The sequence below is a fragment of the Nocardia sp. NPDC004278 genome (assembly GCF_053602975.1).
In genome coordinates, this window is record NZ_JBSGEQ010000025.1 from 87610 (window position 1) to 110617 (window position 23008).

General features: G+C 67.3%; 21 protein-coding genes. 15 read left to right on the top strand and 6 right to left on the bottom strand.

What is annotated here, in order from left to right; genetic code table 11:
• Window positions 1-724 precede the first annotated feature (724 nt).
• The 10 genes from ACWEO2_RS31210 to ACWEO2_RS31255 all read left to right on the top strand — a co-directional run bounded on the left by ACWEO2_RS31210 (window position 725) and on the right by ACWEO2_RS31255 (window position 10225).
• On the top strand, window positions 725-2128 hold the full coding sequence (locus tag ACWEO2_RS31210) for a wax ester/triacylglycerol synthase domain-containing protein (RefSeq protein WP_452408609.1): 1404 nt from the start codon (window positions 725-727) through the stop codon (window positions 2126-2128).
• 265 nt (window positions 2129-2393) lie between these two features.
• Window positions 2394-3515, top strand: coding sequence for a 4Fe-4S dicluster domain-containing protein (locus tag ACWEO2_RS31215; protein WP_452408610.1), 1122 nt, complete (start codon window positions 2394-2396; stop codon window positions 3513-3515).
• Window positions 3502-4011, top strand: a complete 510-nt coding sequence (locus ACWEO2_RS31220) for a Crp/Fnr family transcriptional regulator (protein WP_452408611.1) — start codon at window positions 3502-3504, stop codon at window positions 4009-4011. The genes ACWEO2_RS31215 and ACWEO2_RS31220 overlap by 14 nt, the downstream gene beginning before the upstream one ends.
• Complete coding sequence (locus tag ACWEO2_RS31225) at window positions 4008-4883, top strand: FAD/NAD(P)-binding protein (RefSeq protein ID WP_452408612.1); 876 nt, start codon at window positions 4008-4010, stop codon at window positions 4881-4883. The genes ACWEO2_RS31220 and ACWEO2_RS31225 overlap by 4 nt, the downstream gene beginning before the upstream one ends.
• A complete protein-coding gene (locus ACWEO2_RS31230; protein WP_452408613.1) occupies window positions 4883-5671 on the top strand; it encodes an NADH-quinone oxidoreductase subunit B family protein in 789 nt (262 codons plus the stop codon). The genes ACWEO2_RS31225 and ACWEO2_RS31230 overlap by 1 nt, the downstream gene beginning before the upstream one ends.
• Window positions 5655-6947, top strand: coding sequence for a Ni/Fe hydrogenase subunit alpha (locus tag ACWEO2_RS31235; RefSeq protein WP_452408614.1), 1293 nt, complete (start codon window positions 5655-5657; stop codon window positions 6945-6947). The genes ACWEO2_RS31230 and ACWEO2_RS31235 overlap by 17 nt, the downstream gene beginning before the upstream one ends.
• Window positions 6944-7417, top strand: coding sequence for a hydrogenase maturation protease (locus ACWEO2_RS31240; protein WP_452408615.1), 474 nt, complete (start codon window positions 6944-6946; stop codon window positions 7415-7417). Before ACWEO2_RS31235 ends, ACWEO2_RS31240 begins: the two co-directional genes overlap by 4 nt.
• 157 nt (window positions 7418-7574) lie before the next feature.
• Entirely contained in the window at window positions 7575-8489 is a 915-nt protein-coding gene (locus ACWEO2_RS31245) for a universal stress protein (protein ID WP_452408616.1), read from the top strand.
• A 97-nt stretch (window positions 8490-8586) separates the two neighbouring features.
• Window positions 8587-9042, top strand: coding sequence for a PfkB family carbohydrate kinase (locus ACWEO2_RS31250; RefSeq protein ID WP_452408617.1), 456 nt, complete (start codon window positions 8587-8589; stop codon window positions 9040-9042).
• Between the two features lie 181 nt (window positions 9043-9223).
• On the top strand, window positions 9224-10225 hold the full coding sequence (locus tag ACWEO2_RS31255; protein WP_452408618.1) for an Acg family FMN-binding oxidoreductase: 1002 nt from the start codon (window positions 9224-9226) through the stop codon (window positions 10223-10225).
• 62 nt (window positions 10226-10287) lie between these two features.
• Here ACWEO2_RS31255 and ACWEO2_RS31260 read toward each other — a convergent pair whose 3' ends face one another.
• From ACWEO2_RS31260 to ACWEO2_RS31280, 5 genes are all read right to left on the bottom strand, one after another.
• On the bottom strand, window positions 10288-11082 hold the full coding sequence (locus ACWEO2_RS31260; protein ID WP_452408619.1) for an ABC transporter permease: 795 nt from the start codon (window positions 11080-11082) through the stop codon (window positions 10288-10290).
• 6 nt (window positions 11083-11088) lie between these two features.
• The gene (locus tag ACWEO2_RS31265) at window positions 11089-11970 is read right to left on the bottom strand and encodes an ABC transporter ATP-binding protein (RefSeq protein WP_452408620.1); all 882 of its coding nucleotides are present in this window, start codon (window positions 11968-11970) and stop codon (window positions 11089-11091) included.
• 215 nt (window positions 11971-12185) lie between these two features.
• Complete coding sequence (locus tag ACWEO2_RS31270; RefSeq protein ID WP_355184440.1) at window positions 12186-12458, bottom strand: SHOCT domain-containing protein; 273 nt, start codon at window positions 12456-12458, stop codon at window positions 12186-12188.
• A gap of 397 nt (window positions 12459-12855) precedes the next feature.
• Window positions 12856-13572, bottom strand: coding sequence for a hypothetical protein (locus ACWEO2_RS31275; protein WP_452408621.1), 717 nt, complete (start codon window positions 13570-13572; stop codon window positions 12856-12858).
• Window positions 13569-13931 carry a hypothetical protein gene (locus ACWEO2_RS31280; protein ID WP_452408622.1) on the bottom strand — a complete coding sequence of 121 codons (363 nt, stop codon included), beginning with the start codon at window positions 13929-13931 and terminating at the stop codon, window positions 13569-13571. The genes ACWEO2_RS31275 and ACWEO2_RS31280 overlap by 4 nt, the downstream gene beginning before the upstream one ends.
• A 698-nt stretch (window positions 13932-14629) precedes the next feature.
• Between ACWEO2_RS31280 and ACWEO2_RS31285 the strand changes: the two genes are divergently transcribed.
• The 5 genes from ACWEO2_RS31285 to ACWEO2_RS31305 all read left to right on the top strand — a co-directional run bounded on the left by ACWEO2_RS31285 (window position 14630) and on the right by ACWEO2_RS31305 (window position 20598).
• Window positions 14630-15484 carry a universal stress protein gene (locus ACWEO2_RS31285; protein ID WP_452408623.1) on the top strand — a complete coding sequence of 285 codons (855 nt, stop codon included), beginning with the start codon at window positions 14630-14632 and terminating at the stop codon, window positions 15482-15484.
• A 253-nt stretch (window positions 15485-15737) separates the two neighbouring features.
• Window positions 15738-16403 (top strand): DUF2267 domain-containing protein, encoded by a 666-nt coding sequence (locus ACWEO2_RS31290; RefSeq protein ID WP_355184343.1) that lies wholly within the window; start codon window positions 15738-15740, stop codon window positions 16401-16403.
• A 1-nt stretch (window position 16404) separates the two neighbouring features.
• Window positions 16405-17571, top strand: a complete 1167-nt coding sequence (locus ACWEO2_RS31295) for a site-2 protease family protein (RefSeq protein WP_452408624.1) — start codon at window positions 16405-16407, stop codon at window positions 17569-17571.
• A gap of 49 nt (window positions 17572-17620) precedes the next feature.
• Window positions 17621-19645, top strand: a complete 2025-nt coding sequence (locus ACWEO2_RS31300; RefSeq protein ID WP_452408625.1) for an erythromycin esterase family protein — start codon at window positions 17621-17623, stop codon at window positions 19643-19645.
• A gap of 74 nt (window positions 19646-19719) precedes the next feature.
• Window positions 19720-20598, top strand: coding sequence for a universal stress protein (locus ACWEO2_RS31305; protein ID WP_452408626.1), 879 nt, complete (start codon window positions 19720-19722; stop codon window positions 20596-20598).
• A gap of 89 nt (window positions 20599-20687) precedes the next feature.
• Here the strand turns inward: ACWEO2_RS31305 and ppsA are convergent, their stop codons facing one another.
• Window positions 20688-22967, bottom strand: coding sequence for a phosphoenolpyruvate synthase (ppsA, locus tag ACWEO2_RS31310; protein WP_452408627.1), 2280 nt, complete (start codon window positions 22965-22967; stop codon window positions 20688-20690).
• Window positions 22968-23008: the final 41 nt, after the last annotated feature.

The following is a 23008-nucleotide window of genomic DNA, read 5'->3' on the forward strand; positions in this document are numbered from 1 at the left end:
GTGCGCGCCGGATGCGCTGCACAAGCTGATGGCCCAGATCGCCCAGACAAGTTCGGCTGGGCATTCGAAGCTGTTGGCTCGGCCAATGTGTTCGAGACCGCGTACGCCGTCACCGGTCGTGTGGCACCGTGTCGGCCGGACTGCCACGTCCCTCGGCGACCGTGCAGCTGTCACCGCTCAGCATCGAGGCCGAGAATCGGCGCATCCTCGGGTCCTACATGGGCACGGCACAGCCTGCTGTGGACATTCCGACGGTGCTCAGAAAGGCCCGAGTGAGGCGTCGCGCGCCGACCGAAACGTACGGCGAAACAGCGTTGCCCACTGCGGGGTTACCCGGCCCGCCAAGGCGCGGGGAGAGGACGAAGGGCCTCGATATAAAGGTCTTCGTGATCGGTCGCCTTCGACGTGGACCGAGCAGGCTTAGTGTTGTGGATACCGTCCAGCATGCTGCCCTTCGGGTCCGCGCAGGCTGTTCGGCGTGCGGATGCGATGTCCGCTGGTCGCAACGAGATTCGACCCATATCGCGGTCAGTGTCGAGTTTCCGGAACTGACGTGCGCCTGGTCATCGCGTGCGGCGATCGACGGTCTGGAAGACAAGACCCGTGCGACACTCGCGGCGGAACCGAGCCCGACCGTAGCGGACTGAGGAAGCACGAGCGTAGCGGTAAGACGGACACCCGGCGAAGACGAAGGCAGCAGGCAATGGGTCCCCGCGAATCCCACATGTCGCAATCGGACCTGTTCTCGTGGAACATGGAGCGGGATCCGGTCCTGCGTTCGACCATCGTCTCGGTTCTGATCCTCGATACCGATCCGGACTGGGATCGCTTGGTGGAGACGATCGGTCGCGGCACCCGCCTCGTACCGAGGTTGCGGCATCGGCTGGTCGCCGCGCCGCTCGGTCTCGCCCCGCCCAGGTGGACGGTCGATCCGGGTTTCGACCTGTCCTGGCACCTGCGACGGGTTGCGCTGCCGGAACCGGCGACCATGTCCGAGGTACTCGAATTCGCGCGCACCGAGGCGATGACCGCCTTCGATCCGGCTCGTGCGCTGTGGCGCTCGACCTTGCTCAGCGGTTTGTCGGGTGGAAGATGCGCGCTGGTGATGACAGTGCACCACAGCCTCACCGACGGTATCGGCGGCATTCAGATCGCCGCGGCGCTATTCGATTTCGATCGTGCGGGCACCGATCGCGGTCATCCGCCCGAGCCGCCGCACGACGATGACGGCGAGCTGCGCGATGTCGTGGCATGGAACTGGGCGGTCGGCTCGGATCTCCTTCGCGGCGGCATCCGGGCGACACCGCAAACCGTGTGGCGAGCTGTCACTCATCCCGCTCGGACGGTACGCGAGACCGCCGCACTTGCGACCTCGGTGGTCCGCCTTGCCAAGCCCGTCACCGCCACGCTGTCGCCGGTGATGACCGAACGCAGTCTCGGTCGCGGACTGGCGGTGCTGGATGCACCCCTCGAGCAAATGCGCCGCGCCGCGCGTGCTGTGGGCTGCACGATGAACGATGCCTTTCTGACCGCGGTGGTCATCGGACTGCGCAGTTATCACGACCGGCACGGGGCGAAGGTCGACCAGCTGCGGCTTACCATGCCGATCAGTCTTCGGACGGCCGATGATCCGCTCGGCGGCAACCGGATCACGCTCACTCGTTTCGCGTTGCCGGTCGACATCGCCGAGACCGAAGACTTGATGCGCGCCGTGGACGCCGCCGTCGGCAGTTGGCGCCGCGAACCGGCCATCCCGCTGTCCGGTGCTATCGCGGCGGCGTTCAACCGGTTGCCGGTCGGAGTGGTCACCGGGATGCTCAAGCATGTCGACTTCGTCGCCTCCAACGTCCCGGGTTCCCCGGCGCCCCTCTATATCGCCGGTGCGCGCATCGACCGCATGTACGCGTTCGGCCCAACGATCGGCACGGCCGTCAACGTGACGTTGACATCGCATGTCGGAACCTGTTACGTCGCGATCAACGCGGACTCCGCTGCGATCCCCGACCTCGCGGCCTTCACCGAATGCCTCGACACAGGCTTCGCTACCGTGCTCCGCCTCGGCGGTGGGTGCCCACCGCAAGCCGCTGCCGATGCCACGGCCGAAGCATCTCGATCGACACCGGTCTGATCGGTTCCCCTTGATCGCGGCCATCAAGGCAGTGGCACCGAGGTCACCGAGCAGGTGGAACGGATCCCGGCGCTCACACGCATCTGCCTGGCGTTCCGACCGGTGTGACGCCACCGCAGGTCGCTTCGGCGCCCGGCGGCCCCGAGCGCAGCGGCCGTCTGCTCGGGGCGTCTGCCGACGCGAGTGGTGACCTTCGGCCCTCGTTGCACCGACATCCGCTCACCAGACTCGACAGCGTAGAAATCTGCGATCCGCAGGGGGCCTCATGAAGCCTGGCGACACGGTGGTGATCGACCGCGCGGGCCTGGACCGCCTCGTTGAAGTCCTGCACGAGCAGGAGTATCGGGTCATCGGTCCGCAGGAGCGCGACGGTGCGATCGTGCTGGACGATCTCGTGTCCGGAGCGCAGCTGCCCGCCGGGTGGAGCGTGGATACCGAGCCCGGACGGTATCGGCTGCGGCGCCGCGATGATGCCGCCGTGTTCGCGCATTCGGCCGGGCCCGGCTCGTGGAAACAGTTCTTGCATCCGCCACACCGCAAGGTGTGGGAGATGGGGCCCGACCTGAACGAGCAACGTGCCGAAGACTTCGCACAACGGTTTGCGTTTGTCGGCGTGCGCGGGTGTGATCTCGCCGCGATCGCGATCCTGGGCCGCGTACTCGGCGGTGGGACATATCCCGACACCGGATACACCGGTCGCCGCGCGGGCCTGTTCGTGGTTGCGGTGAACTGCACCGAGCCGGGCGGTGTGTGCTTCTGTGTCTCGATGGGCACCGGGCCCGGCGTGTCCAAAGGATATGACCTCGCGCTCACCGAAATCATCGACGCCGTCGGGCATCGATTCCTGGTCGACATCGGCACTGAGACCGGTGCAGATGTGCTCGCGCACCTCACCATTGGTCCCGCCGAAACCGCTGACGTCACCACGGCCCGGACCGCGGTCGACGCTGCTGCCGGACGGATGGGCCGGTCGATGCCGGACGCCGACCTGCCCACTGTGCTTCGCGAATCCCACGACTCGCCGCAGTGGCAGGACGTGGCATCTCGGTGTCTCACCTGTGGCAACTGCACGATGGTGTGCCCAACCTGTTTCTGTACCTCCGCCGAGGACGTCACCGATTTGACCGGCGATCACGCCGAACGCTGGGAACGCTGGGTGTCCTGCTTCGAACTGGATTTCTCCTATCAGCACGGCGGCAGTGTCCGGCAGTCCGGCGAGAGCCGATACCGGCAGTGGCTCACCCACAAGCTCGGCACCTGGCACGACCAGTTCGGCAGCTCCGGCTGCGTGGGCTGCGGACGCTGTATCGCCTGGTGCCCGGCCGGGATCGACATCACCGCGGAAATGGCCGCGCTCGCCGAAGGGGGCGCCAGTGACCGCAGTTGACGAACTGTCGCAGTTCGCACAGCTGGCAGCACTGACCGACACGGAACTCGCCGTGCTCGCCGACGCCGGTCGCGATGTCAGCTACCCGGCCGGGCAGCAGCTGATCACCGAGGGGCGATCGGCCGACCGGTGCTGGCTGATCCGCGACGGCCGGGTCAGGCTCGACGCGCACGTCCCGGGCCGCGGCGATATCGTCGTCCAAACCCTGGGCAGTGGAGACCTATTGGGCTGGTCGTGGCTGATGCCACCGTACCGGTGGCATTTCGGTGCACACACGGTCGAACCGGTACACGCGATCGAATTCGATTCCGCTCGACTGACCGAACTCGCCGACCTGGACCCGGTATTCGGCCGCGCCCTGAACCGCATGCTGCTCGAGGCTGTGCTGGAACGGCTGCAGGCCACCCGGGCACGGCTGCTCGATCTGTACCGCAATCCGGGCGACACCTCCGCACGCTCGCCGCTGAGCGGTACCGGCGACGGAAGAAGCCGATGAGCCAGCGCGGCGCCGCGACGAGCACCACCATCGCGCGGGGTACACCGGCACCGGGCGACACCATGCTGCCCTACCGGGTCGTCGGCCGTATCCCACAGAACCGCGACACCGTGACCCTCATGCTCGAACCGGTTCACCAGGCAGCACAACGGTTTCGGGCCGGGCAGTTCATGATGCTCTACAGCTTCGGCGTCGGCGAGGTCGCCATATCGATCAGCGGCAGCCCGGCGGCCACCGACGACATCCTCGAACACACGATTCGCGCGGTCGGCGCGGTCAGCCGCGCGCTGCACGACACCGCGGTCGGTGGGTTGATCGGGGTTCGCGGGCCGTTCGGCAGCGGCTGGGACCCCGAATCCGCACGCGAGCGCGATCTTGTGATCGTCGGCGGCGGTGTTGGACTGGCGCCGCTGCGGCCGGTCGTACTCACGGCGCTGGCGGCGCGCGAGGACTATCGGCGGGTGGTACTGATCACCGGTGCCCGAACCCCGTCCGACCTCCTGTTCCGAAACGACCAACGGCTGTGGGCCGCGACCGGTGATGTCGAATTGCATCAGACTGTCGATCATCCGGCGGCGGGCTGGACCGGTCAGGTCGGCTTCGTCACCGAATCACTGACCAGGCTCAGGCTGGACCCCGGTCGCACGACGGCATTCCTGTGCGGTCCGGAACCGATGATGCGATTCTGCGCGCAGACCTTGCTGCGCAAGGGAATCGCCGCAACCGATATCCGGATCGCGCTCGAACGCAACATGCAGTGCGGCGCCGCCCGCTGCGGACACTGCCAACTCGGACCGCTGCTGCTGTGCCGCGACGGCCCGGTCGTCGACTACGCGACAGCCCAACCGCTGCTATCGATCCGGGAGCTGTGATGAACACTTCCCAGACGAGGACCCCGACCTTGGCGGTGTGGAAGTTCACCTCGTGCGACGGCTGCCAACTCACGCTGCTCGACTGCGAGGACGAGTTGCTGAGCCTGGCCGGACGCCTCCATATCGCACATTTCACTGAGGCGACCAGCACGGTCGAATCCGGCCCCTACGATGTGTCGCTGGTCGAAGGATCGGTCACCACGCCGGAGGAACAACGGCGCATCATCGAGATCCGGGCGCAGTCACGGATTCTCGTCACCATCGGTGCCTGTGCGACGCACGGCGGCATCCAGGCGCTGCGCAACTTCGCCGATGTCACCGAGTTCACTTCCGTCGTGTATGCCAGCCCGCAATATATTTCGACGCTGGCCACCTCGACACCGATCTCGGCGCACGTGCCAGTGGATTTCGAGCTGCGCGGCTGCCCGATCGACCGTCGCCAACTACTGGACACGCTGTGCGCCTTCCTCGCCGGGCGTGCCCCCGACCTGCCGAACACCAGCGTCTGCACCGAGTGCAAGCGCCGTGGGACCACGTGTGTGACTGTCGCACACGGCATTCCGTGTCTGGGCCCGGTCACCCAGGCCGGGTGCGGTGCGCTGTGCCCGGCTTACCATCGCGGCTGCTATGGCTGCTTCGGTCCGATGGCGACTCCGAATATCCGTGCACTGCTGCCGATTCTGAGTGTCAACGGCATGTCCACCGACGATGTCGACCGAGTGTTCCACACTGTTGCAGCAGCCGCACCGGCCTTCGCGGACAGGAGGTCCGGTGAGTCATCGCAGTAGGCAGTTGCGGGTCAGTTCGCTTGCGCGGGTGGAGGGCGAAGGCGCGCTGCGGATCGTTGTTTCCGACGGTGCCGTCGAGCGGGCCGAGCTGAACATCTATGAGCCGCCCCGCTTTTTCGAGGCGTTCCTGCGCGGTCGCGCCTACACCGAACCGCCCGACATCACCGCCCGCATCTGCGGCATCTGCCCGGTCGCCTACCAGACCAGCGCCTGCAACGCACTCGAGCAGCTCTGCGGCGTCGAGCTCGACCCGCCGCTGGCGCGTTTGCGCCGACTGTTGTACTGCGGAGAGTGGATCTCCAGCCATTCCTTACACATCTACCTACTGCATCTACCCGATTTCCTCGGCTATCCCGACGCCATCACCCTCGCCGCCGATCATCGTGAGCTCGTCGAACAGGGCTTGGCGGTGAAAAGGGCAGGCAACGCCTTGCTCGAACTGATCGGTGGACGGTCCATCCATCCGATCAACGTCCGAGTCGGCGGCTTCTACTCCGTTCCGTCCCCTACCGATCTCGTACCACTGGCCGAACAGCTGCGCCGTGCACTGGATTACGCCGTGCACACCGCGCGCCGGGCTGGTGGACTCGAATTTCCGGACGCAGAGCTGGATCACGACCTGCTCGCCGTCTCCGACCCGCATCGGTATGCGATCGAATCCGGAGATATCCACAGCAGTTCCGGACTTACCTTCTCCGCTGCCGAATTCGCCGAGCACGTCGCCGAAGATCAGGTTCCGCACTCGACCGCCCTGCACGCGACCCTCGACGGCCGCCGCTACCTCACCGGTCCGCTGGCCCGGTACACACTCAACTCCCCCCGGTTGTCGCCGATGGCTCGTCAGGTCGCCGCCGAGATCGGACTCGGCGGTGCCTGCCGCAACCCGTTCCGCAGCATCCTGGTTCGCACCGTCGAGGTCGTCTATGCCATCGAGGAGGCGCTACGGCTGCTCGAAGACTACGAAACACCTTCGCGCGCAGCCGTTCCCGTCACTGCTCGGGCGGCTACCGGCCACGGTGTGAGTGAGGCACCACGGGGTCTGTTGTATCACCGCTACGACGTCGACGCCGACGGCATCATCCGTTCCGCCGACATCGTTCCGCCCACCTCGCAGAACCAGGCCGCCATCGAAGACGACCTGCGTCGCGTCGTCACAGACCACCTCGACCTCGACGACGCGGCGCTCACCGCACTGTGCGAACGCACCATCCGCAATTACGACCCGTGCATCTCGTGCTCGGCACATTTCCTCGCACTCGACGTGGTGCGCCGGTGACCGGGCCGCAGGCCGTCGTTATCGGTGTCGGGAACGAGTTTCGCCGCGATGATGGGATCGGCCCTGCCGTGGCCCGCGACATCGAAGCGCTCGATCTGCCCGGTGTTGTCGTCACCATGCGCGACGGCGAACCGACCGGACTGCTCGATGCGTGGGACGGCGCCGAGCTCGCCGTCATCGTGGACGCCGTCGAGTGTGAACCGTCCACTCCGGGCCGCGTCTGGTGTACCACTGTCGACGCCCTGCGTGAACTCACCACCGCAACCAGCTCCCACGCCCTCGGCATCCCCGACGCGGTGCCACTCGGACGAGCGCTCGGCCGCCTCCCCCGTGAGCTCGTCGTCATCGCCGTGGAAGCAGCGACCCTCGACCTCGGTGTCGGCCTGTCCGGTCCCGTCGCGGCGGCGCGCCCACGAGTCGTTCAGGCGACCTTGACCGAGCTGGCGCGCGCCGGGATCGCAACCGGATAGGTACATCGGTACGCGGCCGGACCACGCACCGTCACATGCTCTTGGTCATCGCGGCCGATGACGTTCGGCACCTCACAGCCGAGTCGGTCGGGCGAGATGCTTTGTTCGACACTCCGATACACGCCGACTCGAACGTCGCGACCTGAAGGGCAGCGGAATGAGCACCCGACATGATGCGGATCGACACCAATTGACATCGGCTGCGGTGGTGGTGGGGACCGATGGGTCCGCGTCCGCCGATGCCGCCGTCCGATGGGCGGCCGAAACGGCGGCTCGGAAGGGACGGCAGTTGCTGATCGTGCACGGCCTCGACCTCGCGGTCTCGCGCGCGGTCCTCGGGACCCACCTCATCACGGTGTCATCGGTCATCGAGGCGATGCACGGTCATGGCGATCGCATCCTGGCCGAGGCTCGCGCCCTTGCACGCGACATCGCTGCGGATCGCACCGTGGCCACCGAACTCTCCGAAGCGAACCCGGCGAAGTTGCTGATCACGCTCTCGGAAGGCGCGCACCTCGTTGTCATGGGTGCCACCAGGGGCGTCGGCACGCTCGCGCACGTCGGATCGACATTGCTCGCGGTGGCCGGGCACGGCCACGGCGCGACCGTGGTCGTGCCCGGCACCGGAGAACCGACGCATCGCGGCGGGCCCGTTGTGGTGGGCGCGGACGGCAGCCCGGTCGGTGAGGCCGCCCTCGGCGCGGCATTCGCCGAGGCGTCCGAGCGCAATGCCGAACTCGTCACCGTGCACGCCTGGAGCGATCTGACCATGGGCGAGTACGCCGGAAGTTCATATCTCGAAATCCCCATCGTCGACCTCGAGATCGCCGAACACGCACTGCTGGCCGAGCGTCTCGCGGGTTGGCAGGAGAAATACCCTGACGTCACCGTGACCCGCAAGGTCTCCGTTGCCGGGCCGCGCGAGCAGTTGGCGGACTGGTCGAAGTCCGCACAGCTGCTCGTGGTCGGCAGTCGCGGCCGCGGCGGATTCCGCGGTCTACTCCTCGGCTCGACCAGCAGTTGGCTCGTGCAGCATGCGGACTGTCCGGTGATGGTCGTGCACCCGAACTAGTTTCGCGTGCGCCGCTTCGGCTGAGCGCAGACCACTGTGCGACCGGGTCCGCCGCGGCCGAAGCTGAGTCGTACACCCCGGGTAGAGGAGTCATTCCGTGTCGACGATTCCGACGGTCACTCTGAATCCGACCGTGGACGCCGCCTTCGAGGTGGATCGGCTGATCAGCGAGGGCAAGAACCGCGCGCGGCGGTGCTCGGTGCGCGGTGGCGGCGGTGGGATCAATGTCGCCCGATGTGTGGGCAGGCTGGGCGGTTCGGCGGTCGCATTGCACACCTCCGGACGGGAGGTCGGCAGGCGGCTCGATCGACTGCTCGACGAAGAAGGACTCGACCACCGGCGGATCGAGATCGGTTCCGACACCCGGGACGCCTTTGTGGTGGCCGAAACGTTTTCGGCCACAGCTATCACATCGGATCCTCACCGTCGCGGTTCCGGTCGCCGCGGCCACACACCACCGCAGGAAACCATGTCGCCATCGAATCGGCCGAGTGACAACACAATCCGGGCGGTTCTGGTACCGGCCGCCCGGATTTCCGATGGCACGCCGTGATCTGGCAACCATGTGCGCCGTGACCCGATAGGTCAGTCGGCCAGCGTATCGGGAGTGAGGTCGGTGGACCGGCTGCTCGTCGCAGGGCGAGAGGCGAACCGTCCGGTCGGTGACCATGTGCCCTCGAGAACGGGCGCAAGTCCCTTATCGACCGATATAGCGGCGGTCGACACTCGAAGCTATGACCGACAGCACCCCCTCTCCCACCTCCAACGTGCCCGACCATCCGACGGTGCTGGCGGCCATGCGGCTGGCCGGCCGGGCACCCTCGGTGCACAACACCCAGCCGTGGCGCTGCGAGTTCGACGGCACTCGGCTGCACCTGCGCCGCGACAACGACCGGCTGCTGAGCGCGACGGACCCGCTGGGCAGGCAATTGGTGATCAGCTGCGGCGCGATGCTGCACCACGTGCGCACCGCGTTCGCGGCGCAGGGTTGGCACACCGATGTCACACGGCTGCCCGATCCGGAGCAACCCGACTACCTGGCGGTCATCGACTTCCGACGGTGGCCCGACCCACCCGACAGCGTGCGTGCCCGCGCCCGCGCTATCGATCAGCGGCGCACCGACCGGCTGCCGATGCTAGCGCCGACCGACTGGCCGCAAGTCGTGCACACCGTACAGATGCTGGTGATACCCCACGACCTGGAGCTGACTGCCCTCGACGACAGCGTCCGCCCCCGGCTCGCGGCCGCCTCTGCACACGCCACCGCGACGCGCCGCTACGATATGGAGTACCAGTCCGAATTGCGTTGGTGGTCCGGACATTCCAGCGGACCGGAGGGGGTTCCGCGCAATGCACTGGTCTCCGAAGCCGAATTCGCCCGCGTGGGTGTGGGACGCACTTTCCCGTCCGCGCCGCATTCGGCCCGCCGCGGCACGCTGGAGGACCGGTCGCGACTGCTGGTGCTCAGCTCGAGCAGCGATTCCCAACCCAACTGGCTGCACACTGGCGAGGTGCTGTCCGCGGTGCTACTCGAGTGCACAGTTGCCGGATTGGCGACCTGCGCACTGACCCATATCACCGAATTGCCCACGGGCCGAAGGGTCCTCGCGAGCCTGCTTGCCCATCCCGGCGTGCCGCAGGTCGTGATCCGCATCGGCACAGCGCCCGACAATGAACCCGATATCCCGCCATCGCCCCGCCGCCCCCTCATCGACATCCTCAGCATCCGCAGGTGACGCCGCGCCGTCTGCACGATGCGAGCCGACGATCGGGTCAGCTCACGTGGCCGCGAAATGGATCACACTCCCGCGATGTCGCGGCGGTCGAAGACCGGCAGGGCGGCCACCAGTGCCACCGCACCGGCCAAAGCCAGCCAGCCGTATTCCGCGGGTAGCCCGGCGCCGAGTGGGCCGCCCTCGATCGCCTGATGGAACGGCGACGCTGGTCCCCAGGGCCGCACGGCCTCGACCAGTTTGCTCGCGACGTAGAGCACATATGCGCCGACCGCGAACACCGACGTGATGGCCAGTGCCACAGTGCGTTTACCAGTGGCCGCGCCGACGGCCAGCGCGAGCCAGCCGAATTCGATGCCGAGCAGCACCATCGACAATGCTCCGGTCAGCGCGGCGCCGATTGCGATGTCCAGACCGAAGATCGCCGAACACACCACGATCGCACCGAACAGCACCGCGCCCAGCGTGAGCACGGCGGTCGCGAGCACGGCCGCCTGTTCGAGCGCCAAGCGCACCGGCGAGACCCTGGTCACCAAGAGGACCTCTAGTGTGCCGAGTTCCTCTTCACCCGCGATCGCCCGCGCGCCGCGGCTGATCGCAAAGACCAGGAACAGGATCGGCAGCAGCATGCTGAACAGTTCCGCGTTCAGGAAGCCGGCGCCGGTGCCGAAGGCGTCCAGATTGAACAGCTTGCGCAGCGGCTCGGGATAGTTCGCCAGAAACTCGCGCAAACCAGCCATATCCGAGATCGACGGCCACAAGGCGCTTTCCATCAGCACCAGCGTGACGATTCCGATACTCCAGCCGATCAGCCCGCGCCGCTGATCACGCAGACTCTTCAGATAGACGTTGCGCAGCATGGTCTTTCACTCCTGTCCGTAGTAAGTCAGGAAGACCTCTTCGAGATCCGGTTCATGGCTGGCAATGTCGACCACGTCGTAGGGCGCGACGGCTTTGAGAAGTTCCGCGGTCGAACCGTCCACGTCGATGTGCACGGCGATGGTGTTCTGTTCGACCCGCCGCACGCCCTCGATTCGGCGCAGGGCGCTCAGGTCCGGTGGCTCGCCAGCGAAGGTGAGGTCGATGCGGTGGCGTGCCCGGGTGGTCAGCTCGGCCACCGAATGCTCGGCGATCACTCGTCCTTCCCGCAGCATGGCGACGGTATCGGCGACGGCCTGCACCTCCGAGAGCACATGGGAGGACAGGAAGACCGTGCGTCCGGCGTCGCGCGCTTCGCGTACCATCGCGAGGAATTCGCGCTGTACCAAGGGATCCAACCCCTGTGTCGGCTCATCGAGCACCAGCAGATCCGGCTCGGACATGAACGCCTGCACAATGCCGACCTTTTGCCGGTTGCCGTGCGACATCGCGCCGATCCGGACCGTCGGATCCAGGTCCAGCCGTTTGACCAGCGCGTCACGTATCGCAGGATCGACGTTGCCGCGCAGGTTCGCCAGATACTCGAGATACTGCTGCGCGGTCAGATCCTGATAGGCGACGAATTGTCCGGGCAGATAGCCGATGCAGCGCTGGGCCGCCTCGCGTTCACGGACCGTATCCGCACCCTGTACCCACGCCGAACCGCGCGTGGGGCGCATGAGTCCGACCAGGATTCGGATCGTGGTCGTCTTGCCCGCGCCGTTGGGCCCCAGGTAGCCGAAAACGACCCCGGGCGGGATCCGCAGCGTGACATCGATCAGCGCAGGTTTGCGACCGTAGTATTTCGTCAGCCCATCCATCCGAATCATCGAGGGCACCCTTCCTACTCATAGGCGGCGAGGCGCCCGCTATCTCGACTATCGACCGACGTACGTCGTTGTCCCAGAGCCCGATGACCCGCTCACCGAGGACGTTCGTCCCCGCTCCCCGGCGCACCGCCACCGCCGTCACCTTGCACTCCGGCGACTTCCGCCGCAGTGAGCTGCCGCGTCGAAGGCCGTATGCGCGACGCGGGCGTGCGCACTCACTTTCGCGGGACCGCACCGCCATGCGTGCGCAGGGTGTCGAGCCGACTCGCGTACTCCTCCGCATCGATCTCTCCGCGTGCGAAACGCTCCGCCAGCAGGTCTTCCGCGCTGCGCAACCGGTCATCGGTCGAGGTCGCGCCGTCGGGCCGGGTGACCATTCGGATCACGAGCACGAAGGCCGCTATCAACAACCCCCAGAACACCACCATCCCGATGCTCATCCAGGCATATCCCCAACCGCTGAGATCATGGTCGTACCAATACATCATGTCGGACATCTCCTTCACCCACGGACCGGCCCACCACGGGCCGATTCGTTCGGGTCACCCCACCGTGCGCTCCGCTGGACCGCCGGGAGCAGGGCCGATCGCCCCATCTTTCGGGTACCAACGACCAGGAAACGGGGCCGACGGGGAGAACAGACCACCGGGGCGCCCGCGATACCGATGAACGATCTTGTACCGCACTGGATTACCGAGATGTGCCAGCCGTGATCGGTGTGCGCGGACACCGGCGCAGGTCCAGCCCAGCCGACCCGGATTACGAACTCGAGTACCGAAAGCCGTTGTGGGACGTTACGAATGAGGACCTTGGTCCCACAGCCATGGGGACGACGCGTCTCTCTCGGTGCGGACGTGCGTAGTCATGCTGACAACGGCAGCTCTTTCAGCCGACCGACTCATCGACGTCGCCGTCCCGAGTCGGTCCGGCGGCGGGTGCCGGATGTGCCCGCAACTGCTCGGCGAACCACATGGCCGCCACGTAGGCAGCCCGCTGCGATATCCGCAGATCGGCCGATCCGGGACCGTGCCCGGCCAGCACGCTGACCCGGTGCTCGCACTGCATCGTCTCGGCCGCACGATGATTGACGGTACGCACACGGATGTCGAGGCCACCGACAAGGAACAGCGTCGGTGCCATGACACCGCCCAGCCGTGCACCAGCCAGGTCGGGTCGGGCGCCCCGCACAACCACGGCGCGGATCTTGTCGCGCGGTTCCGCCGCCGCCCAGAGCGCGGCGGGGGCCTCGGAACCGGCACCGAAGTATCCGACCGGAAGCTCCCGGCAGATCGATGAACTCCGCAAGCATCGGCGAGCGATGGCGAGGCGAGTGCCCAGCAGTTCGACGTCGAAAACCTTGGCGCCAACGATCGACTCGGCCGATGTCAGCAGATCGATCGACAACGTCGCCAGACGATGTCCGGCGAATACCTCGACCACGGAGGTATTACGTGGAGTGTGGCGGTTGCTCCCACTGCCGTGTGCGAAGACGACAATGCCGACAGGGTGATCCGGTATCCGCAGATGTGCGGCGAGTTCGACCGCGCCGATGGGGATCGCCACCTCTTGGTCGCATACTGCGGCGGTATCGACTGTTGTCATGACGGACCAACCTCTCTGTGCCGCTGCTCATTCGGCGCTGGATCGCAATCGCAGGCCAGCGCGAACAGGCGGGTACGGTATTCGAACCGACCGATCCGGCTCGTCCGGAGTTCGGCGAGTAACGCGTTCTCCATATCCAGCGCCCGCCAAACCTGTCCAGGATCGGCCCACTCGACGGTCAGCCGCGCGGGGAGCCGCGGCGGCGAATCATCGACCTCGGCCGATGTGCCCGGATCGGTGCTGCGAGTAACCGACCAGGCGCCGGGACCACGCTGCTCACTGCTGCCGGAGCTGACAAACCACCACACCGCCAGCAATACCGTCGGGAACCCGATCACGGCCACGACACCTGCGATCATCATGAACCTCCCGGTCCTGCCCACCGTCTCTACGCCCAGAGCGGGCGCCATGCGGCGGACATCACCTGAGTGTCGATTCCACCTGCTGGCCGAGCACCCGAGTAGGGCATCCCGTAGTCCTGTGTATCGACTGTCGGCCGGTCCTGAGTGACCAAAGTCCACACCGCGAAGTTCCAACGAGGTGACCAAGGACTGCGCCCCGATCTGGGTGCAGACGAGCGCGCCGCTCCTCGCGGATGCGATCGCACGCATTCATCGCCAGGATGCGCTGCGCGAGGTATCACTCCATTCGGACAGCGGCTCAAGCCGTTGGTAGCCGCCAGCCGGTGGCGATCGACACGAAAGGACCCGGCTAAGACCATCGCGGACAAGGGCTTTGGGCCCTGTGCAGCCCAGTGGGGCCAGCGCAGGCTGAGGCGGTACCGATCGGTATCCGAGGAGCCCGTCATCCGTCGCCTGTCGTGCGCCGCTCGGGCGGATGACATTGGTCAACGCCGACGCTACCCGGTGGCCCTACCCCGCGCACACGGCGCGGCGGACAGTGCAGGTATGGCTACCGGCGACCACGGAACGTGCTGTGCTCGTCGTGTACGCCATCGCACAGGTAGCCACCTTCAACGCGGCACGGATGCGTCCGTCGTGCCTACACCAACGCACCGCTGACGAACGCGGAGTGGGCTGTCGAGGAGTGAGGTCCGATGGTCATCAGGGCCGACCACAACACCATCGTCGTCGGTGTGGACGATTCCGCGACGGCGTTGAATGCGGCGCGCTGGGCGGCCTACCTCGCCGGCGCGCTGCACGCGCCGCTGCTGATCGCCCACGCGCTGCCGCACCCACACACCGCCGCGCAGCAGCTGGCCGACCGCGTCCATGCGCCGCACGCATACGACGCCGCCACCCAAACCCTGGATCGAACCTGCCGCCTCGTGCGCACCTGCGACCCGGAACTGACGGTCGAGGCCACACTGCCCGGTGGCCCGCCCAGCAAGGCGCTCGTGGAGCTGAGTGCGCATGCCCGCATTGTCGTGGTGGGTGCGCAGAGCGCCTACGAGGGAAGGCTGATCGGATCGACCACCGTGCATGTCGCCGAGCATGCGCACTGCCCGGTCGGGGTGTGGCGCGGCGCGAACGGCAGGCCCATTCCCCGCGGTAAGCCGGTGGCGGTCGGCGTGGACGGGACCGAGCTCAGCATCCCGGCCATCGCCCACGGTTTCGAGATCGCCGCGGCATTGGGTGTGCCGCTGGCCGCGGTGCACTGCTGGCCTTCGCGCATCGAACCGGTGGGCCACCATCTCGACCGTGGCGAGCAGGAACGTACCCTGCTGGCCGAGTCCTTGGCCGGATGGTGCACGGAATACCCGGATGTCGAGGTCATCGAAATGCCCGTCCCCGGCCTGGCCCGCTCAGTGCTGAACGAGATGGCGCAGGATGCGCAACTGCTCGTCGTCGGCAGCCATGGCTACTCGACCGCGACGGCTTTGCTGTTCGGGTCGACCAGCCGGGACCTGCTCCACCACACGAGCTGCCCGGTGCTCGTATGCCGGTCGTAACGATGCGATCGCGCACCATGTCCATTTCCGGCGCGCCCGCGCAAGCGGAGAGTGCGCGTGAACCCAGCGAGGGGAAATGCCTTGAACGGCCGCCGTTCTCCCGTGGTCGACCGGCGCACAGCTACCGCAGCCGAAACCGGGACCATCGGCTCACACCGGGGCAACCTTCGGCCCTTGGATGGTGGCCGAATGGGACACAGGCTGAGCGATAAGAATCCATCATCGCACCGGGGCAGCACCCAGGAGGCCAACCATGTCGCATCACGACGATCCCCTCGCGCCCGCTGTGCAGACTGCCCGCGACTGGCTGCGCGCTGTCGCCGACAGTCTCGACACCGATGACCGGGCCTTCGCCTATCGGGCGCTGCGCGCGTGGCTGCACACCGTGCGCGACCGCATCAGTGTCAGCAGCTCGGCGCATCTGGCGGCGCAACTGCCCGAGGTCCTGCGTGGGGCCTATTACGAGGGCTGGGTGCCGAGCCACGTGCCGGTCCGGCATGGCATCACCGAATTTCTCCGGCAGTTCGCCAGGGAGTCGGGCATCGACGAGGACGAGGTCGGCCCGGTCGCGGGCGCGGTCACGGCGGCATTGTCGGAGCTGTTCTCCCCTGGACAGTTGGCCCGGGTCTTCGCGGTCCTGCCGATGCAGCTCTACGGCGTGCTGTGCGGTGCGCGGACGGCCGTCGACGAATCGCTGATCGAATGGCAAGCGGTCGCCGAGGAGCCGGCGGTCGATCCGCTCGCCGGTCTCCAGGACCGTGTCCAGGCGCTCGGCGACGCCGTTGCCGTGCTGGCACGTGGCCTCGAACGACTGCCTGCCGAGGAACCCGACCGCGACCGCTCGACCCAGGCGGCCCAGCAGGCACACCGTATTCTGCTCGCCGAAGGTCTGGTCGGCACCGAGACGCGGGAGCGCTGAGGTGCTACGTGCGACGATCCCGCTGGGCCGGGTCGCGGGCATTCGAGTCGGCGTGCACTGGTCGGTGCTGGTCACTCTCGGACTGTTCACCTATCTGCTGGGCCGCTCGCTGGCCGATGCGCACGGGAACTCGGTGGTGGTCTGGCTGGTCGCCGCGACCGGCGCGGTAGGTCTGCTCGCCACGCTGCTGGCTCATGAGCTGGCGCATTCGATTGTCGCCCGCCGCAGTGGCACCCGGGTCGATGTGGTGGTGTTGTGGCTGCTCGGCGGGGTCTCCGAACTCGGCGACGAACCGAAGGACCCGCGCTCGGATCTGCGCATTGCAATGGCCGGACCGCTCACCAGCCTCGGGATCGGCGTCATCGTGCTCGTCGTCGCGAACCTCATCGGCCCCCTGATGGGCGGACCGGTGCCGGATATGCTCGGCTGGCTCGGCGCGATGAATGTTGTGCTGGCCGTGTTCAATCTGCTGCCGGGTGCGCCGCTGGACGGTGGTCGGGTACTGCGAGCGCTGATCTGGCGGCGCACCGGAGATCGGTTGCGCGCCACCACCATTGCCGCGCACAGCGGCCGGATCCTCGGGCTCGGTCTGCTCATCCTCGGCGGCGCGGAGCTGCTGCTGGTCGGCAATGCCGGTGGACTGTGGCTGATGCTGCTCGGCTGGTTCCTGTACTCGGCCGCGAATGTCGAGCTCGCCGCCGCCGGACTGCGACATCGACTGGGCGACACCCGGATTCGCGATGTCATGACCGAACATCCGCTGTCGGTTTCCGCCGAGTGGTCCGTCGCCGATCTGCTGCGCTCCCAGATCGTGCATACCGATCACCGGGTATTCCCCGTCACAGACCCGGCGGGTCGGCCGATCGGAGTGCTGTCGTGGTCCGATCTGACGGCACTGCCGGCTGCCGCGCGCGCCACCACCGCGGTGGGCAAAGTCGCCCGCACACTGCCACCGACAGCCCGAGTGTCCGGCGACGAATTGCTCAGCGCCGTGGCGGCCAAGGTGGTGCTGCGACCCGACTTCGACATCATCACGGTGATCGACCCACATGAGCGACTCATCGGCGTGGTCACCGCGACAGATCTGACGCTGGCCGTCCAGCGCAGCGCCCTCGGTCTTTCCGCCCGCCGATCCGAACGGTTTCGACCACCGAATACCGGACTCTGACATAACAATTCGGCCCGCGCCGAGCGGGCCAGGTGCTGGGAGGCCAGCGATGAGTCGAACGCAGGCAGAGCACGAAAGGCCCCGGCCGATCTTCCGGGACCGGCACGAGGCGGGCCGGGTGCTTGCCGGACTGCTCGAACACTATCGCGGCGATCCGGATGTCCTCGTGCTCGGACTGCCCCGCGGCGGTGTTCCGGTCGCCTGGGAGGTCGCCGCGGCGCTGAGCGCACCGCTGGACGCCTTGGTCGTGCGCAAGCTCGGCGCACCGGGCCATCCCGAGTTCGCGATCGGCGCACTCGCCACCGGCGGCCGCATCGTCCTCAACGACGATATGGTGCGCGCCCTACGACTGACCGCTGACCAGGTACGCAGCATCGCCCGCGATGAGGCCCAGGAGATGATTCGGCGGGAGGCGACCTACCGCGCCGACCGCGGCCCGATCGAGGTGACCGGACGGACGGTGATCCTGGTCGACGACGGATTGGCCACCGGCGCGAGCATGTTCGCCGCCATCGAGGCGATCCGGGCGGGCGAGCCGAAGCGGATCGTGGTCGCGGTCCCCGCCGCACCGGAGTCGACCTGCCGAGAACTAGGTGCCTCGGTCGACGAAACGGTCTGCGCGACAATGCCTTCGCCGTTCCGCGCGGTCGGCGAATGGTTCTGGGACTTCACCCAGGTCACCGACGAGCAGGTGCGCATTCTGCTGAGCATATCGACCACCGGCACCGCCGTCCCGCGCATCGACGCCGCGGCCACCATTCGGGCCGCGGCCATCGACGCGCCCGACGGTGTCCCGCCTATCCAGGTGCTCGAGGAACTCATCGGCGACGCTCGGTTCGTGCTGATCGGTGAGAGTTCGCACGGCACACACGAGTTCTACCGAGCCCGGGCGGCGATCACGCGGTGGCTGATCAAGGAGAAGGGCTTCACCGCCGTCGCCGCCGAGGCGGACTGGCCCGATGCCTATCGGGTGAACCAGTACGTGCACGGACGCGGCACCGACAACACCGCCGAACAGGCGCTGCGTGGATTCGAACGCTTCCCGGCCTGGATGTGGCGCAATACCGAGGTGCGCGAATTCGTCGCCTGGCTGCGCGCATACAACGCCGAACAACAACGCGACAACCGAATTCAGACCGGCTTCTACGGTCTGGATCTCTACAGCCTGGACCGCTCGATGCACGAGGTCGTCGATTATCTCGACCGCGTCGATCCGCCGGCCGCGCAGCGTGCCAAGAGTCGCTACGCCTGCTTCGATCACGTCGTGGGCGACGATGGCCAGACCTACGGTTTCGCCGCCGCCTTCGGCGCGGGCAAATCCTGTGAGGCCCAAGTGATCCGGCAGTTGCTGGAGTTGCAGCGCCTCGCGATCGCCCGCGGCGAGCTGGCACCCGTAACCGCCGATGAACAGTTCGACGCACTGCGCAACGCCTGGTCGGTGCGCGACGCCGAGGCCTACTACCGGGCTATGTTCGGCGACCGAGTGTCCTCATGGAATCTGCGCGACGAGCATATGGCCGACACCCTCGACGCACTCGCCACCCATCTGGACCGCTCCGGCGGCCCTGGAGCCCGAATCGTGGTGTGGGCGCACAACTCCCACATCGGCGATGCCCGCGCCACCGAACTGGGCAGCGAAGGCGAACTCAATCTCGGCCAGTTGACCCGCGAACGCCACGGCGATGCCTGCCGCGTCATCGGCTTCAGTACCTGCTCCGGCACGGTCACCGCCGCAGGAGACTGGGGCGGGCCCGCCATCCGCGAAACCGTCCGCCCCGCACTGCCATCCAGCACGGAAGAGTTGCTGCACGACACCGGCAGCCCGGAATTCCTACTCCGCATGGATATTCCGGGTGAGGCCACCGACCTGCTGCGTCAACCCCGGCTGCAGCGCGCCATCGGCGTGATCTACCGACCCGGCACCGAACGCCAGAGCCACTATTTCCACACCAGACCCGCCGACCAATTCGACGCACTCATCCACATCGACCGCACCACCGCGCTGGAACCGCTGGAACCGACCGGCGAATGGGTCGCGGGCACGATCCCCGAGACGTACCCGTCCGGTCTGTAACGAACCACGGCATGATCGGCTCTAACCGGATCCGCGGAACCGAAGGGATACGCACAGGAAGGTAGCGACATCACATGTCTGCCAACGCCATCAACCCTCCCGTCGTGGTCGGCATCGACGGCTCCGAAACCGCGGCCGAGGCCGCCCGCTGGGCTGCCGTCGAGGCCGTCCACCACCGCGCGCCCCTGCACATCGTGCACGCCATCGGCGCCCAGGTCGACTTCGGACCGAACATCTCGATCGACCAGATCGACTATGACGTGTATCGACAAGAAGGTGCGGCCGCCGTCGCCGCGGCGAGTGAGTTCGCCACAGCGGCCGCCGCACCCGTCGGTGACCTCGACATCGCTACCTTCGTCGTCGAGGCGCTGCCGATCCCGGTCCTGCTCGACCGATCGAAGGACGCCCGCATGCTGGTCGTCGGCACCCGCGGTCTGGGCGCGTTCCGCCGCGGCCTACTCGGCTCGGTCAGCACCGCCGCGGCCCGGCATGCGCACTGTCCTGTGGCGGTCATCCCCGAACCCGAGCGCTACTCGGTGAAGCGACTGCTGGGCCCGGTGCTGGTCGGCGTCGACGGCTCCCCGAGCAGCATCACCGCCATCGAGATCGCCTTCGATGAGGCCGTTCATCGCAATGTCGCGGTGCGGGCGGTGCTCACCTGGACCGAATTCAACCGCTACATCCCCAGCGCGGACATGCAGGAAGCAGCCGAGGAACTGCTGTCCGAAAGCCTGGCCGGTTACGCGGAGAAGTACCCGGACCTCGAGGTACAGCGGGTGGTCGTCGAGGATCGACCGGCCAGACGCCTACTAGCCGAATCGATGGACACCCAAATGATCGTCGTCGGCAGCCATGGCCGCGGCGGCTTCGCGGGCATGACGCTGGGCTCGGTCAGCCAAGCCGTCCTACACGCCGCCGACTGCCCGCTCATCATCGTCCGCGCGCAGAGCTGAGCGGTCGCGTCCCGGTAGTGCGGGAGGACCCCCGGAACCCGGACGGTGATCCGGGGGTCTGCTCTTGGCACGACCGCGAGTCGTGCACGTCACCGTTGCGCGTTCAGGGCGGCGTCCAACAGCACTCGGCGTTCAGCGGCGGCCACGGTGCGGCGGACCGTGTCGATCGCGTCCGGGTTGACCGAGATGGAGGTGATGCCCATGCGGACAAGGTGGTCGGCGAAGTTGGGGTGGGTGGAGGGCGCTTGGCCGCACAGCGAGGATGGGATGCCGTGGGCGCGGGCAGTCTGCACGATCTGTTCGATCGCCGCCAGCACGGCCGGATCGGCCTCGTCGAAAACCTCCGCGCACAACTGCGAGTCGCGGTCCACACCGAGAACGAGCTGGGTGAGGTCGTTGCTGCCGATGGAGACGCCGTCGATGCCGAGGCCGATGTATTCGGGTAGCCAGTGCACGACCGAGGGAACCTCGGCCATTACCCAGCGATGCAGGCCGCGGGCCCGTCCGAGCGGGCTGGCGTCGACGAGCTCGAGACATGCCTCCAGTTCCCAGCGGGTGCGCACGAACGGAATCATCAAATGCACGTTCGGGTACTGCTCGCGCACCCGAGCCAGCGCGGCCAACTCTAGTGCGAACATCTCCGGCTCGCGGATGTAGCGGAAACAGCCCCGATATCCGATCATCGGGTTGTCCTCCACCGGCTCGTACTGCTCGCCGCCGGTCAGTCCGCGGAATTCGTTGCTGCGCAGGTCGGTTGCGCGATAAATCACCGGACGGGGCGCGAAGGCCGAAGCAATCCCGCCGAGCGAGTCGGCCATCCGGGTGACGAAGCCTTCCTGCTCGCCGCGCGCGATCAGGTCGTGCGGGTGCCGCCCGCCGAGCGCGCTGGTCAGCAGGAACTCGGCGCGAAGCAGTCCGAGGCCGTCCACGTCCTGTGCCGCAACGGCTTCCGCGATATCGGGCATGGCGAGGTTGGCGTAGATCTTGGTGGCGGTGGTGATTCTCGCCCGGGGCGCGGCAGCCACCTCGACGGCACGGACCGGCCGGGTGACCGCGCCCGCGACGACCCGACCCCTTCCACCGTTGACGGTGACGATCTGCCCGTCCACGAGATCCTTTGTCGCCGTTCGGGTACCGACGACGCAGGGCACCCCCAGTTCCCGGGCGACGATGGCGGCGTGACAGGTGACGCCGCCGCTATCGGTGACCAGTGCCGCGGCCTTGCGGATGGTCGGCACCCAGTCCGGCGTTGTCATTTCGGCGACCAGGATCTCCCCGTCCTGCAGCAGCTGCCCCTCGGACGGTCCGGCGAGTACCCGAACGGCACCGCTGGCCACCCCCGGTGCGGCGGCCAACCCGGTCACCAATGCCGTTCCTTCGCCCGTGTCGGTGTGCGGCGCTTGCACGGTACCGAGGGTGGTGATCGGGCGGGCCTGGACCAGCCATATCCGATCGCCCTCGATCGCCCACTCCACATCCTGCGGTCTGCCGTAGTGCTTTTCGGCCGCCATGGCAAGCCGGGCGATCGCGCGTACTTGCTCGTTATCGAGTGCCCGCCCCTGGTCGTCCGCATCGACCTCGATGGTCCGGTCGCCAGCTCCATCCACGCTGCGGACGATCGCGAAGCCCTGTTTTCCGGTATGCGACTCCAGAATTCGCAGATCCTCCTTGGCGAGAACGTAGTGGTCGGGCTCGACGGCTCCGGAGACCACGACCTCGCCCTGCCCGCGTGCCGCCTCGATCACGATCCGGCTCTCGTCGCCCGTCCCCGGATCGGCGGTGAACGCCACCCCACTGCGTTCCGCAGCGACCATCACCTGCACCACGACGGCCATCGCCGGTGCACCGGTGAACTTCCGTTCGGCGCGGTAGGTTTCGGCACGCGGACTGAACAGCGATGCCCAGCAGGAGCGCACCGCCTCGACCACCTCTGTAGCGCCGCGCACATTTGTCGCCGTCACATTCATCCCGGCGAACGAAGCGGAGGCGCTGTCCTCCCCGGTGGCCGAGGAGCGAACCGCGACCAGCGCGGGCCCGTCCGCGCCACCGAGTCCGTCGTAGGCGTGCACGATCTGTGCTTCGAGGTCCTCGGGCATGCCCGCCTTGGCCACCAGCGCATGCAGCCGGTCACAGCGCTGGGCGAGTTGGGCGTGGTCACCGACAGCGGCCAGCGCGGCGCCATGCTCCGCGGCCAGATCATCGGCCACCCCGCTGCGCCGCATGGTTTCCAGATAGCCCGAGCGCAGCACGATGAACGCTGCGGGCACGGGCAGCCGCGCAGCGGTCAGCTCCCCCAGATTGGCGCCCTTGCCGCCCGCCTCGACCTCGTCGGCCAGTCCGATAGCGGCGATGTCACGTACAAAGTCCATGCCTCGACTGTGCGCGGCGGCGGGCTCCGGCAGCGAGAGGA